13 protein-coding genes and 1 pseudogene are annotated in these 13,233 nt (G+C 56.9%); 7 read left to right on the top strand and 7 right to left on the bottom strand.

Features of this window, described 5'->3' with window-relative positions; all coding sequences use genetic code 11:
• Nucleotides 1-867 (top strand): 3-hydroxyacyl-CoA dehydrogenase family protein, encoded by an 867-nt coding sequence (locus tag ACX5K5_RS12050; protein WP_096257001.1) that lies wholly within the window; start codon nucleotides 1-3, stop codon nucleotides 865-867.
• Between the two features lie 80 nt (nucleotides 868-947).
• Here ACX5K5_RS12050 and ACX5K5_RS12045 read toward each other — a convergent pair whose 3' ends face one another.
• Nucleotides 948-1,553, bottom strand: a complete 606-nt coding sequence (locus ACX5K5_RS12045) for an RIO1 family regulatory kinase/ATPase domain-containing protein (RefSeq protein ID WP_240520559.1) — start codon at nucleotides 1,551-1,553, stop codon at nucleotides 948-950.
• Here ACX5K5_RS12045 and ACX5K5_RS12040 point away from each other — a divergent pair.
• Together ACX5K5_RS12040 and ACX5K5_RS12035 are read left to right on the top strand one after the other, a co-directional pair.
• Nucleotides 1,545-2,021 (top strand): annotated as a pseudogene (locus ACX5K5_RS12040) (MaoC/PaaZ C-terminal domain-containing protein); the annotation flags it as partial. The gene ACX5K5_RS12045 and the pseudogene ACX5K5_RS12040 overlap by 9 nt on opposite strands.
• Nucleotides 2,022-2,348: 327 nt before the next feature.
• Complete coding sequence (locus ACX5K5_RS12035; RefSeq protein ID WP_459174438.1) at nucleotides 2,349-4,124, top strand: carbohydrate-binding module family 20 domain-containing protein; 1,776 nt, start codon at nucleotides 2,349-2,351, stop codon at nucleotides 4,122-4,124.
• Between the two features lie 57 nt (nucleotides 4,125-4,181).
• On the opposite strand, the gene ACX5K5_RS12030 is transcribed toward ACX5K5_RS12035, so the two are convergent.
• A complete protein-coding gene (locus ACX5K5_RS12030; protein WP_096257000.1) occupies nucleotides 4,182-4,586 on the bottom strand; it encodes a nicotinamide mononucleotide transporter in 405 nt (134 codons plus the stop codon).
• Nucleotides 4,587-4,784: 198 nt separating this feature from the next.
• Between ACX5K5_RS12030 and ACX5K5_RS12025 the strand changes: the two genes are divergently transcribed.
• Nucleotides 4,785-5,411, top strand: coding sequence for an acetate uptake transporter (locus tag ACX5K5_RS12025; protein ID WP_096256999.1), 627 nt, complete (start codon nucleotides 4,785-4,787; stop codon nucleotides 5,409-5,411).
• A 79-nt stretch (nucleotides 5,412-5,490) separates the two neighbouring features.
• Here ACX5K5_RS12025 and ACX5K5_RS12020 read toward each other — a convergent pair whose 3' ends face one another.
• Nucleotides 5,491-6,372 (bottom strand): serine protein kinase RIO, encoded by an 882-nt coding sequence (locus ACX5K5_RS12020; RefSeq protein WP_096256998.1) that lies wholly within the window; start codon nucleotides 6,370-6,372, stop codon nucleotides 5,491-5,493.
• Nucleotides 6,373-6,511: 139 nt separating this feature from the next.
• On the opposite strand from ACX5K5_RS12020, the gene ACX5K5_RS12015 reads away from it, so the two are divergent.
• Together ACX5K5_RS12015 and ACX5K5_RS12010 are read left to right on the top strand one after the other, a co-directional pair.
• The gene (locus ACX5K5_RS12015) at nucleotides 6,512-7,243 is read left to right on the top strand and encodes a tyrosine-protein phosphatase (RefSeq protein ID WP_459174437.1); all 732 of its coding nucleotides are present in this window, start codon (nucleotides 6,512-6,514) and stop codon (nucleotides 7,241-7,243) included.
• 31 nt (nucleotides 7,244-7,274) lie between these two features.
• Nucleotides 7,275-7,643 (top strand): VOC family protein, encoded by a 369-nt coding sequence (locus tag ACX5K5_RS12010; protein ID WP_096256996.1) that lies wholly within the window; start codon nucleotides 7,275-7,277, stop codon nucleotides 7,641-7,643.
• Between the two features lie 7 nt (nucleotides 7,644-7,650).
• Here ACX5K5_RS12010 and ACX5K5_RS12005 read toward each other — a convergent pair whose 3' ends face one another.
• Nucleotides 7,651-8,079, bottom strand: a complete 429-nt coding sequence (locus tag ACX5K5_RS12005; RefSeq protein ID WP_096256995.1) for a hotdog fold thioesterase — start codon at nucleotides 8,077-8,079, stop codon at nucleotides 7,651-7,653.
• Between the two features lie 87 nt (nucleotides 8,080-8,166).
• On the opposite strand from ACX5K5_RS12005, the gene paaZ reads away from it, so the two are divergent.
• Nucleotides 8,167-10,290 (top strand): phenylacetic acid degradation bifunctional protein PaaZ, encoded by a 2,124-nt coding sequence (gene paaZ, locus ACX5K5_RS12000; protein WP_096256994.1) that lies wholly within the window; start codon nucleotides 8,167-8,169, stop codon nucleotides 10,288-10,290.
• Between the two features lie 86 nt (nucleotides 10,291-10,376).
• Here the strand turns inward: paaZ and ACX5K5_RS11995 are convergent, their stop codons facing one another.
• The 3 genes from ACX5K5_RS11995 to ACX5K5_RS11985 all read right to left on the bottom strand — a co-directional run bounded on the left by ACX5K5_RS11995 (nucleotide 10,377) and on the right by ACX5K5_RS11985 (nucleotide 13,208).
• Nucleotides 10,377-11,060 carry a nicotinamide mononucleotide transporter gene (locus ACX5K5_RS11995; RefSeq protein ID WP_096256993.1) on the bottom strand — a complete coding sequence of 228 codons (684 nt, stop codon included), beginning with the start codon at nucleotides 11,058-11,060 and terminating at the stop codon, nucleotides 10,377-10,379.
• A 179-nt stretch (nucleotides 11,061-11,239) separates the two neighbouring features.
• Nucleotides 11,240-11,857, bottom strand: a complete 618-nt coding sequence (locus ACX5K5_RS11990) for a TetR/AcrR family transcriptional regulator (RefSeq protein ID WP_170947903.1) — start codon at nucleotides 11,855-11,857, stop codon at nucleotides 11,240-11,242.
• Nucleotides 11,858-11,888: 31 nt separating this feature from the next.
• Entirely contained in the window at nucleotides 11,889-13,208 is a 1,320-nt protein-coding gene (locus tag ACX5K5_RS11985) for a phenylacetate--CoA ligase family protein (RefSeq protein ID WP_346059289.1), read from the bottom strand.
• Nucleotides 13,209-13,233 lie beyond the last annotated feature (25 nt).

The raw sequence follows: 13,233 nt of genomic DNA, 5'->3' as shown, positions 1-13,233 counted from the left end.
ATGAGCAATGATGTGATCCCAAATAATTTGCCAGAGCACGTTGGAGTGCTCGGTGGCGGGCGTATGGGCGCGGGTATTGCCCACGCGTTCTTGATCAGCGGAGCCAAGGTCACGGTGGTTGAACGTGATCAGCCTTCGGCGCAGGCCGCTTATGAGCGCGTCGCGCAGTCGGTAGATAAGTCGTTGGCTCGCGGCGGGGTATCAGAGACCCGTGAGGTATTGCTGGCACGGTTTGCTACCAGTACCGAGTACGCCGATTTTGCGGCGGCCGGATTAGTAGTTGAAGCGGTTCCCGAAATCTGGGATCTGAAGATTTCTTCCTTGCAAGCGGTAGAAGCGGTGCTTAGCCCACAGGCCATTCTTGCGTCGAATACTTCTTCGTTGTCTGTGTCGGGACTCGCCGAAAATCTGCAGCGCCCAGCAAACTTCATTGGTCTGCACTTCTTCAACCCGGTACCGGCCTCGACACTTATCGAGGTTGTTATCGGCAAACAAACCGACGCGGCTCTGGAAACGGCAGCGCGCGGTTGGGTTCAGTCCCTGGGCAAAACCGCAGTGGTGGTCAATGATGCCCCAGGCTTCGCGTCCTCACGTTTAGGTGTGGCTATCGCCTTAGAAGCAATGCGCATGGTTGAAGAAGGTGTGGCCAGTGCCGAGGATATCGATAACGCGATGGTGCTTGGCTACAAGCACCCTACTGGTCCCTTGAAGACCACCGACATTGTCGGCCTGGATGTGCGCCTAGGTATCGCCGAATACCTGCATGAGACGTTGGGGGATCGGTTTGCACCACCACAGATCCTCAGGGATATGGTGGCCGAGGGCAAGCTGGGGCGCAAGAGCGGCCAAGGCTTCTACAGCTGGTAGGAAACCCGCCATATAACCTTCAGCGACAATGGCCTCCGCCGGTCAGGAATGACTGGCGGAGGCCATTGTCCCTCTGGATCCTAGAAGAGATGTCCTAGCAGTGAAGCAAAGAACTCATCTGGATCATGTGACAGTCCCTTGGAATCAAACCACTCGCACAAATTGACGCAGTCGCGGTGCAAGAAGTCCATGCCTTGCGGATTGCCCGCCAAATCCACGCACTGCGGAACATCGATGACCACTAGGCGCTCGCCGGAAACCAGGAGGTTGTAGGCGGACAGGTCGCCATGGGCAATGCCCAATCCAGCGAACTTCTCAAGGGCGTCAGTGAGTTGATCCCATAGTGCGGGAAGCCGTGAATCAAAGCGCGCAAGCTGTTGCAGGCGGGGTGCTGCCGCCAGCGAATTGTCCGGGTCGGCAATGAATTCCATGAGGATTTCGGTGCCGTCAATCTGTACCGGATACGGCACCGAAATGCCGGCTTCGTAACAGCGCAAGAGGTAGGTCCATTCCGCGTTGGCCCACTGCAAAGCGGCGATGTCCCGGCCGTAGGCGGAATTGTTGCTGATGGCTCGATTATCGCGCGAGCGCCGGGCAGACCTGCCATCGCTATAAGCTTGCGAACGGCTGAATTGAAGGTGGTCGCGGGAGCGATAGCGTTTGGCGGCCAGGAGCAATACACGCACCCGTTCCGCAAGTCGCTGGCCGAGCTGCAAGTAGGCGATGGCTTCGCCTCTGATCTGCGCGTAGTGAACCTTGAAGAGATCAGCGAATTCGCCAAGAAAACTGGCGACACCTTCTACGCCCACACCGATGCAAAGGCAGCCGAAGCGAACCCGTTCTTCCCGGGAATCGTCGCCCACGGGTACCTGCTCGTGTCGTGGGCTGCCGGCCTCTTCGTAGAGCCAGCGCCGGGGCCAGTGTTAGCCAACTACGGATTGGAATCCCTGCGCTTCATCACCCCGGTGGCTGCCGGAGATTCAATCCGCGTGACCCTGACGGCCAAGAAAATCACGCCGCGAGTCACCGATGAATATGGCGAGGTCGCATGGGATGCGATCTTGCACAACCAGAATGATGAGATTGTCGCGACCTACGATGTCTTGACCTTGGTGGAGAAAGAAAACCTCACCTACGCCAACTTCGAAGGCTAAAACGCAACTTCAGCAAGGGTGGATGCCGTCAACCACGGCATCCACCCTTTTGCGTGCTCGGAGCCAGGACAGCTTTGCCGGATATCTATGAAAGCGTTTCCAATTTTGGCAAGATTTGACGCGGAGTGAAAAAATTTTAGGGCAATTTACGTGGACAGTTTCGCGGGTTTAATGTATTTACAGGAATTTACTTATTGGAGAGAGCTAAGAAAACGCTTACAGTTGTGTGACAGGTCACGCGTTGATGGGGAACGTGTGGTTGAGCGATCCCGACGCTGTCGCGTCGAGCTATCGCAGCCCGATCATCACAATATAAGGAGTTTTTCTGTGGAACTTTTGCCATCACGCGCCAAATCAACACAACGCCGGCACGGAGCCAGGACGGTGAAGCCGGTGGCAGCACTCGGCGCCTCGCTCGCCCTGCTCGCCGCACCGTTGTTCGCAGCACCCGCCCAAGCCGCCACCCCATCCAACGACGGCAAGGATGTCATCCTCAACCTGTTCCAATGGAACTGGAATTCGGTAGCCCAGGAATGCGAGTCCAGCATCGGCCCAGCAGGATATGGCTACGTCCAGGTCTCGCCTCCAGCTGAGCACCTGCGCGGCACTGAATGGTGGACCTCGTACCAGCCGGTGAGCTACAAGGTGGACTCGAAACTGGGCAACCGCGAGGAATTCTCCGCCATGGTCAAAAGCTGCAACGACGCAGGCGTGAAAGTGATCGCAGACGCCGTGGTCAATCACATGACCGGAGCCGGGCAGACCGGTACTGGAACCGCAGGCTCGGCTTTCTCCGATGACAACTTCCCAGAGTATTCGGCCCAGGACTTCAACGATTGCCGCACCAACATCACCAACTATGCCGACCGCTGGCAAGTGCAGCACTGCCGCCTCGTGGGCTTGCAGGATCTGAAAACCTCCAGCAGCTACGTCCAGCAAAACATCGCCGACTATCTCGATGACCTCGTCTCGCTTGGGGTATCCGGATTCCGCATCGATGCCTCGAAGCACATGCCCGCAACGGACCTCGAAGGCATCAAATCCAAGATGAAGAACCCCGGCGTGTACTGGGTGCACGAGGTGATCGGGGCGTCGGGTGAACCGATCCAGGAAAGCGAGTACCTCGGCAGCGGCGACTCGCACGAATTCGACTACTCGCGACAGCTCAAGCATGATTTCGACGCGCAAATCGCCAACTTGCGCTTCATCGGCGACGGCAAGCTCACCAGTGACCGGGCCGGGGTTTTTGTCGCCAACCACGACACCGAACGCAACGGCGAATCCATGAACTACAAGTGGGGCGCCAAGTACCTGCTGGGCAATGTTTTCATGCTGTCCTGGCCCTACGGGTCACCCACCGTGTATTCCGGATACGCGTTCACCGACAAGGATGCAGGCGCTCCGGGCGTCAGTGACGCATCGGTACCCAATGCCGACTGCGACTCCTCCGCCTGGACCTGCGAACAGCGGCAAGATGAAATCACCGGAATGGTGGGCTTCAACAACGCCGTCGGCGACGCGGCTGTCAGCAATTGGTGGGACGATGGCGGCAACCAGATCGCATACGGCCGCGGCAATAAGGGCTTCGTAGCCATCAACAACACCTCGGCGGCAACCACCCGCGAATACACCAGCTCGCTGGCCGGTGGCACCTATTGTGACGTGGTGTCCGGAGGCGATTGCTCGAAGACCATCACTGTGGGCGCCGACGGCAAGTTCACCGCGACACTGCCTGCCTACGGTGCCTTGGCCCTGCACATCGGTGGCGTATCCGATGGCGGATCAGGAACGCCGGATCCGGTCGAGGACACCGCTGATGTCAGCGTCGCGGTCACCGCCCAAACCGTCATGGGGCAGAACATCCGCATCGTCGGCAACCAGCCGGAACTAGGCAGCTGGGATCTGGCCAAGGCGCCACAGCTATCAGCTGCCAGCTACCCGAGCTGGAGCGGAACGGTGGACCTTCCGGCAGGAACGCAGTTCGAATACAAGTACGTCAAGTACGACCAGAGCGGCAATGCCACGTGGGAATCAGGGGCCAACCGCGTCGCGACCGTGAATGCGGACGGTTCCCTGAACCTGAACGACAGCTGGCGCAAGTAGCCACAAAAAAATGATCCCGCCCCAGTTCACACTGGGGCGGGATCATTCTAGGTTCAGCTACTTTTCGGTTTTGGCATTCAGCTTGTCCAAGGTTGCCTGCTTGGCTTTTTGCAAGGCCAGGCCTTCCTCGTCCAGCTCGACCTGCACCGGCTCGGCAGCCTGGGCAGGAAGACCGCGCCACAGGAAGTAGCCGTACGCGGCGGCCAGGGCGATGAAGACGTAGAGGCCAAGCATGCCCAGCATTGGCGAAATCAAGAAGTACACCACCAGGTCCGCGATAGCTGCCACAGCCAGCAGCAGCCAGCCTTCGCGAACGCCGCGCGCAATCATGACGAAGGAAGCGAAAATGGCGGCGTCAGCGAAATACATCACCCAGACTTCCGGGGTGGCGGTCAAGAAGCCGGAGTTGAAGAGGAAGGGGCCGAAGCGCAAGGCCACCAGCAGGATCAAGCCGACAACCATGCCCACGGCAGACCAGAGGTGGTCAAGGTGCGTTCAAGTAGTGCAATCTCGTGTGCATTTCCGGTCATCACCGACTACCTCCTTTAGGTGGTAGTGAGCCGCACCACCCTCATTTTAGGATACAGGCTAAGGGTTCGTGACGTGGGTCACGGGTCGAGGTAAGAGTAATGATCAGGACAACACAACGGAGTGCCACGCATGACTGCAACACTGACACGACCAGCGAACTCGCCGGTTCCCGAAGCAATCCCTGTCGTAAGTCCAGCGAAAGACATCATGGCAGATCCGGCAGCGTTGGGACTTGGCGCTTTTGCTTTGACTACCTTCGTTTTGAGTCTTGCCAATGCGGGAATTCTACCTGAAGCAGGTTCCGTGGTTCTCACCTTGGCATTGTTCTACGGTGGTATCGCCCAGATATTGGCCGGCATCATTGAATTTATCAAGGGCAATGTCTTTGGCGCGACGGCCTTTACCTCCTACGGAGCCTTCTGGTTGGGCTTCTGGTGGTTGGAAACCAACCCAACGGTCGCCGAAGCTGCCGGTTCTGTAGGTCTTGGCGCGTTCTTGTTGGCGTGGGCAATCTTCAGCGTGTACATGACCATTGCATCGCTGCGCACCAATGGCGTGCTGATTTCAGTGTTCGTTGTGGTCACCTTGACCTTCTTCGCCCTGTCGATTGGCGCCTTCAGCGGAGTCCACGCAATTCATGCACTTGGTGGTTGGTTGGGTCTGCTGACCGCATTCCTAGCTTGGTACGGTTCGGCCGCCGCCGTCATCAACGCCACGTGGAAGCGTTCGGTGCTTCCAACCTGGGCTAAGTCCTAACGCTGGGCGGCTGGAGCGCCGCAAAATCCGTCCCGAAGCTCGGCGAGCAATGGGGCGGATCCTGCGTTAACGGGCAAAATTAGGCGAACATGCTCGCCAATAACGAGGTGAACAGTGAATCGGCGTCTCTCGGCAGGCCTTTGGCGGTAAACCATTCGCACATGTTTACGCAGTCGCGATGGAGGTAATCCAAGCCTTGCGGATTGCCTGCCAAATCAACGCACTGCGGCACGTCGATAACTACTAGGCGCTCGCCGGCGACAAGTAAGTTATAGGCCGAGAAGTCTCCATGGGTTAGTCCCAATGTCACAAACTTCTCCATGGTCTCTGCCAGTTGATCCCATAGGGTGGCCAGCCTTGGGTCGTGGCGGGCCAGTTGTTGTAGCCGTGGTGCGGCGGCCGAGGGGTTCAGCGGATCTTCGATGAATTCCATGAGGATTTCGGTCCCGTCGATTTGTACCGGGTAGGGGACCGGGATGCCTGCTTGATGGCACCGGCGTAAATATGACCATTCGGCGTTAGCCCACTGCAGCGCGGCAACTTCACGCCCGTAGAGAGAATTGTTGCTGACGGCGCGGTTATCGCGCGAGCGCCGTGCGGCACGCCCTTCGGTATAAGACTGCGAGCGACTAAATTGAAGTTGCTCGCGGCGTCGATAGCGTTTAGCTGCAAGAAGTACGCTGCGTTGAGTGGTGGCTCGTTCAACAAGGAAGACATCGCCTTCCTTGCCGGTTTTGAGAACGCCTAGCTCGGTATCAATGGCCGCCGCATCCTCAATGATCCAAGCTGGGTAGGGTTGCGGGCCACGGGCAAGTTTTTCGATAAAGGGCCAGCTGGAATAGCGTTGCTCGGAGCCTAAATCATCGATGGTGGATTCGTTCCAAACGCGCGGTGAGCGCCGTGTGCGAACGTAGGATTGTGAGTCGTCTAGATTGGCGAACTCTGCGGAGTATGAAGACACGTTAAGTCCTTGAAAAGTAGGGGTGTTTGCTTGATTGGGGACAAAGCACTCATTGTTACCCCTCCTTCTCGTAGACTAATTGGCATTTACCAATGACTTGGACTCTACAGTACCGATTCTCTGTGATGCAATGGGTTCTATGAGATCTGTTCCTGAATATCGTCCACTGCCAAACGATATGTTTTGGGAGGGCGCAGTTAATGCGCGCTGGATTACCGGGGCGTTCTACCGCATGGGACGTCATGAATGGCTCACGGACCTGGGCTGGCAACAAATGCGCGGGGATGGAATAGCTCGCGTCATTGACCTGCGCAATCCCGGGGAAATCAAGCGCCGTGAACATGATCCGGTGCTGGACCATGAAGGTGTCGAAGGAGTGCAGGTTTTAGAGCTGCCCTTGGAAACCTCGGACAATGAGCGCTTTGCTTCGGTTGCGGTACCGTATATGAACCACACCAACATGTACCGGCTTGTGTGTGAAGAATTTGGGGATCAGCTGCGCGCGGTCTTCGAGGCGCTGAGCGAAACAGCAGAACACGATACGGTCATTCATTGCTCCGCCGGACGAGACCGTTCAGGACTTATCGCAACGCTGCTCCTGGACCTAGCGGGCCGCCGCGAAGACATCGTGGCGCATGATGAGCTGGCGGTACGCGGCATCAATGAATGGCACCGCGTATCCCCTAGAAAACACCCCTATGAGTCGTACCAAAACGAACCTGAACTGCGTCGCAACATCGCCGAGCGGGCGCAGGGGCTACAAGAGTTCCTACAGTGGTTGGGCAGCGCTAGAGATTTCTTATCCTCCTGCGGCATGCAAAGCGAAGACCTAGATCAACTACAAAATTTGGTCCGGCAACCAAAGCCGTGACAGTTACTCACGGGCGTTGTATGCTCGCGGCATGAGCACTCATCTACTACACCATGCGTTCAACTACATCGAGCTGACCGTCACTGACATGGAAGTGGCCAAGGCTTTTTATACGCGAGCATTCGGTTGGTCCTTCAAAGATTATGGCCCCAACTACGCAGGAATTCTCTCTTCCACCATCGACGGCGAGGAAGTTGGCGGACTAGCGCTCGCCGAACAGCCACGGCCCGCCGGGGGACCGCTGGTCCTGCTGTACTCCAAGGATCTAGATGTCACCAAGCAGGCGATCTCCGTAGCTGGCGGCCGCATTGTGCAGGGGCCCTATGAGTTTCCCGGTGGACGCCGATTGCACTTTGCAGACCCCAGTGGCAACGAACTTGGAGTCTGGTCAAAGAGCTAAAGTTGACTTAGTGCTTTGGCTTGTCAATCACTAGATTGGTGATCCGCATAGTGCAGATTCTACGTTCTTGCTCATCGGTGATCACCACGTCGTGACTTGTCATGCGCCGACCCAATTTAATCGGCGTGGCGGTAATAAAAATATAACCTTCGGTGGCCGAGCGGTGATGGGTGGCATTAACGTCCACGCCGACCACTACCTTGCCGAAGGTTGAGGCATACTTCACAGCGGCCCATGAACCTACCGCTTCGCCGACCGCCAGCGAAGCGCCACCATGCAACAGGCCGAAGGACTGGGTGTTTCCCGCTACCGGCATGCGCGCTACAACTTTCTGCACGGATTCTTCGAGGATTTCAACTCCCATCTTCTGATCTAGTGAGCCAAGCTCGATGATCCATGGCTCTAGTACTGGGTTGTTTGTTGACTCTTTTGTCATTGTTTCGTCTCCTGAGTGTCTTCGATCACGCGGTGCTGTTACTGTTAATGGTAATACTGACCGATCGTTCAGGAAGGAATTGTGTCGATGTCGACATCCCAGATTGGTGTGGTCCCAAGTTTCATTGCCGGGCAATGGCAGACCCCCGAAGCAGCCGGAGGCACCGAGGTTCTCGATGCCAACACCGGTGAGCTCATCACCATCGTCACCGGTGGAAAACTAGATATCGCGGCAGCCGTGGCATACGGCCGTGGCGTAGGACAGCGTGAACTGTCCAGCCTTTCGCTACATGAGCGTGCCTTGAAGCTCAAAGAGCTGGCCATGTACCTCAACGAGCGTCGTAAAGACCTCTACGAGGTCTCCTATAAGACCGGCGCCACGAAAATTGACTCAATGGTCGATATCGATGGTGGCATCGGTGTGCTCTTCACCTTCTCTTCAAAGGGCCGCCGCGAACTTCCCAACAGCAATGTCATCATTGACGGTACCGCTGAACCACTGAGCAAGGATGGTTCCTTCCTCGGCTCACATATTTACACCGCCATTTCAGGCGTGGTCGTGCAGGTTAACGCGTTCAACTTCCCGGTCTGGGGAATGCTTGAAAAGTTTGCTCCGGCCTTCATCGCTGGTGTGCCAACCATCGTGAAACCAGCAACACCCACCGGCTACCTGACCGAAGTTGCCGTGCGCATGATCATCGAGTCCGGCATCCTGCCTGAAGGATCCTTGCAGCTGATTTCCGGCTCTGCCCGAGACCTGATGGATCACCTGGACTACCGCGACATGTTCTCTTTCACCGGTTCGGCCGCTACTGCCAGCCGCTTGAAGTCACACCCGAATGTGATTGACGGAGGTGTACGTTTCAGCGCCGAAACCGACTCGCTGAACGCCGCAATCCTGGGACCAGACGCGGTAGAAGGCACCGCAGAGTTTGACGCCTTCGTCAAGGTTGTAGTCACAGAAATGACCTCAAAGGCCGGACAGAAATGTACTGCGATTCGTCGCAACATTGTCCCTGCCGCACAGGTAGATGCGGTGATTGCAGCCGTTGGCAAACGTATCGAAGAGCGAGTAGTGCTCGGAGATCCGCGCGTTGAGGGCGTCACCATGGGCGCACTCGCCTCGGTGGAGCAGATGCACGATGTGCGTGCTGCGGTACAGGACATGATTGATGCCGGTGGCGAGCTAGGCTTCGGTAATTTGGACGCACCAGTAGTTCGCGTAGCACCGGAGCGTGACGCACTGGCCGCAGGCGGCGCCTTCATGTCGCCGTTGGTCTTGCGTTGGGCCGATTCACGCAATCCGATCTTGCATTCGCGTGAAGCCTTTGGGCCGGTCTGCTCGGTCGTTGGCTACGACTCGGTGGATGAAGCCATTGAATTGGCAGCTATGGGAGCTGGCTCGCTGGTTGCTACGGTCTGCACTAACGATCCAGCAGCCATGCGCACCCTGACCCTTGGTATTGCCGCTCATCACGGGCGTGTGCACATTCTGAACCGTGAAACCGCAGGCAGCACCACCGGTCACGGCTCACCGGTTCCACACCTGGTTCATGGTGGTCCGGGCCGTGCAGGTGGCGGCGAGGAACTGGGCGGTATCCGCTCGGTAAAGCACCACATGCAGCGTACCGCCGTGCAGGGCTCACCAAATATGCTCACCGCACTGACCGGCGTCTGGCACACCGGTGCCGCTCAGCAGCTTGCGGGCAGCGAAAAATTTGGCGCTCAGCCAGGTAACGTACACCCGTTCCGTAAGTCACTGGCCGAACTGAAAATCGGTGACGGTCTAGCCTCGGATCTACGTCAGGTAAATCAACAGGAGATCACTGCATTCGCCAACGAAACCGGTGACACGTTCTACGCACACGTAAATCCAAAGGCTGCTGAAGCCAACCCGTTCTTCCCGGGAACCGTAGCTCACGGCTACCTGCTAGTTTCTTGGGCAGCAGGACTGTTCGTGGAGCCAGCTCCGGGACCCGTACTGGCGAACTACGGGTTGGAAAACCTGCGCTTCATCACGCCGGTAGCCGCCGGAGACTCGGTACGAGTGACCTTGACCGCGAAGAAGATCACCCCGCGCGTCACCGACGCGTACGGTGAGGTCGCTTGGGATGCCATCTTGCATAATCAAAACGATGAGATCGTCGCAACTTACGACGTGCTGACGTTGGTGGAGAAGGAAGACACCACCTACGCTAACTGGCAGGACTAGTACTAGCCCGGTTGGTAACAAAAAGGCGGTGGCTACGGAAATTATTTCCGTAGCCACCGCCTTTTGGCGTATCCGAGGATTAGAGCCTATTCGGTGACGGCCTGGTGATCCGCTAGCTGCGCGGTGGCATCACGGCGTGGCAGCACGCGCCACATGAACCATGCGTAGAGCGAGGCGATGACCATGAATACCCAGACGAACAACAACGCGAAGGCCGGGTTGTTAGTGAACAGGGTTGCCACGTAAACGGCCGAGGCCAGCGCCATCAGCAGCCAGCCGGAGCGGATGCCTTGAGCGACCAAGAAGAAGGCCATCAAGACCGCGGCCTCGGTGATGTAAGAAACCCAGATGGTTCCGGTCCCGGCAGTGAAAGCAAAACCAGTGGTGAGCATTTCACCTAGGTGAAGCGCGGTCAACACGGCTATGCCGAGCACCGTGGTGATGATTGCCGAAAGACCCAGCGGGGAACGAGTGACCTGCCGCGTGAACTTACCCTGGAAGCTATAACGGGAGAACCGCCAGAGACCAAAGACGCCGACAAACAGCGCAGGGATCGCATAGATCAAGAACAGCATGTCGTACTGCATGGCAATGACTAGCGGTCCGGCGAAGACCGCGAGGATCTGTGCCCACCAACCTAGGTCGTTACGATGCGCCAACAGAATGCATGCGACCAGCGAGAGAAGTGCGCTTAGTGCATAGAGTGCAACCTGCATGCCTGATTCAGTACCTGGCAGCTGGGAGAAAAGAGTGTAAAAAAGTTCTTCCACGACGCTTCTTTAAGTTTGACTGGGAAATGATCGGGTAGGTGCAAAATGCACCCTCTTGATGCTATCGCCGAAACCTGTGAAGACGAATAGCTCGGTACTGCGAAGCGACATAGAACATAGTTCGGCCCCGACTCCTGTAAGGTAAAAACGCATCAGGAACCGGGGCCGAAGCTATGAAATTACTTCTGTGTGGGGTGCAATCCGTCAAAGACCAAGGTAATTGCCTGGTTTTCCAGATCTTCGGCCTCAATCGGACCATCTTCGCGGAACCAATCCACAACGGAGTTGATCAGACCGAACAGCAAACGGGCGGTAGCCCGAGGATCAAGATCCTCGCGAAGCCTGCCGGTGCTCTGCGCTTCGGTGACCAGCTGTGCCAGCTGGCGGTCCATAGCGCGACGGCGATCCAACGCATTGCGTTCAAGCTCTGTATTACCGCGCAAGCGCAACAGCAAGGTGACGTAGCTACGCTTGGAAATCAAGATGCGGAAGGTGGCCCGCAAGAAGAAATCTAAGCGCTCATCGGCACTTCCCTGATGTACCTGAACCTCATCGATGACAGCTTCCAAAGGAATCAGTGCCTCGTCAAGGGCGAGCCGCAACAGATCTTCTTTCGAAGAAACGTGGTGGTAGATGGCGGACTTACTGATACCCAGCCGGTCCGCCAATTTACCCATCGACGTCGCTTCATACCCGTGTTCGTTAAAAGCTTCGACAGCAATACGAAGTACGGAATCCTGATCGTAGCCGGGGCGACCGCGCTTCACAGGCATGCGCGATTTTTCGATAAGTTTCATGATCCCTTAATTATCCCACGCTAGGTGGACTTTACTTGTCTCGCATGTCGAAGATGCGCTTGAGCTTGCCCATAGAACGCTCCAGCGTCTCCGGGTCAAGAACTTCAATGGCACATGAAGAACCAACATGGATCTTGATGAGCTTGGCCAACTCGCCGCCGGCCTTGGTAGCGTCCTCGGTGCTTATCCCGGCACGGCGCTCAACCTTGACCGCGAGCTGATCCATGCGGCCCGGGCGGGTGAGTACCAGCTGGAAGTGTGGTGAGAGTGCCGGCAACTTCAAGATGAGCTCTTCGATCTGGCTTGGGAAGAGGTTCACACCGCGCAAAATGATCATGTCGTCACTGCGTCCGGTAATACGACCCATACGACGGTGTCCTGGGCGAACCGAACCGGGTAGCAACCGGGTCAAATCATGGGTGCGGTAACGGATGATAGGCAAGGCCTGCTTGGTCAGTGAGGTGAAAACAAGTTCACCGTGTTCGCCGTCGCCAAGAACCTTCGTTGAGTCATAAGCATCCACGATTTCTGGGCGGAAGTGATCCTCCCAAATATGGCTTCCGTCCTTGAGCTCGCCAGATTCCCCGGCCACACCTGGGCCCATCACCTCGGAGAGTCCGTAAATATCGCAGGCATCAATGCCGAACATTTCTTCCAGCTCGTGACGCATTTCTTCGGTCCACGGCTCTGCGCCACATACGGCAACCTTCAAGGAGGTTTTGCGTGGGTCAAGTCCCGCACGCTGCATCGCGTCGCCGATAGTCAACAGGTAGGTCGGCGTGCACAAGATGGCATCCGGCTCGAAGTCCTGAATCATGGTGATCTGTTTATCGGTTTGTCCGCCAGACATCGGAATGACGGTGGTGCCTAGGCGCTCGGCTGCGGCGTGCGCACCCATTCCGCCGGTGAATAAGCCGTAACCGTAAGCGTTATGAACCTTCCAGCCGGGCTTTACGCCGGACAGGCGCAAGCAACGTGCACCCATTTTGGCCCAGTCATCGAGGTCCTGCTGCGTGTAACCAACCACCGTGGCTCGGCCGGTGGTTCCTGAAGATGCGTGGATGCGCGCTACCTGGTGCTGTGGAACAGCGAACATGCCAAAGGGGTAGCTTTTGCGTAGATCTTCTTTTTCGGTGAAAGGGAAGATCTTCAGATCTGCCAGTTCCTTCAAATCGCTAGGGTGCACACCGGCGGTGTCGTACTTGTCCTTATAGTAAGGAACATTGGTGTACGCATAGTCCAGAGTCTCTTTGAGACGGGTGAGCTGAATCGACTCGATCTGGTCCCGGCTCATGGTCTCTTCAGGATCCAGTGGATTAGGCAGGTTATCGCGGTCAGTTGTCTGTGACATGCTCATTCTTTCGTGTGGTGTGGAA

The sequence above is a fragment of the Glutamicibacter bergerei genome, assembly GCF_054495185.1.
This window is presented reverse-complemented; position numbering and strand designations above follow the sequence as displayed.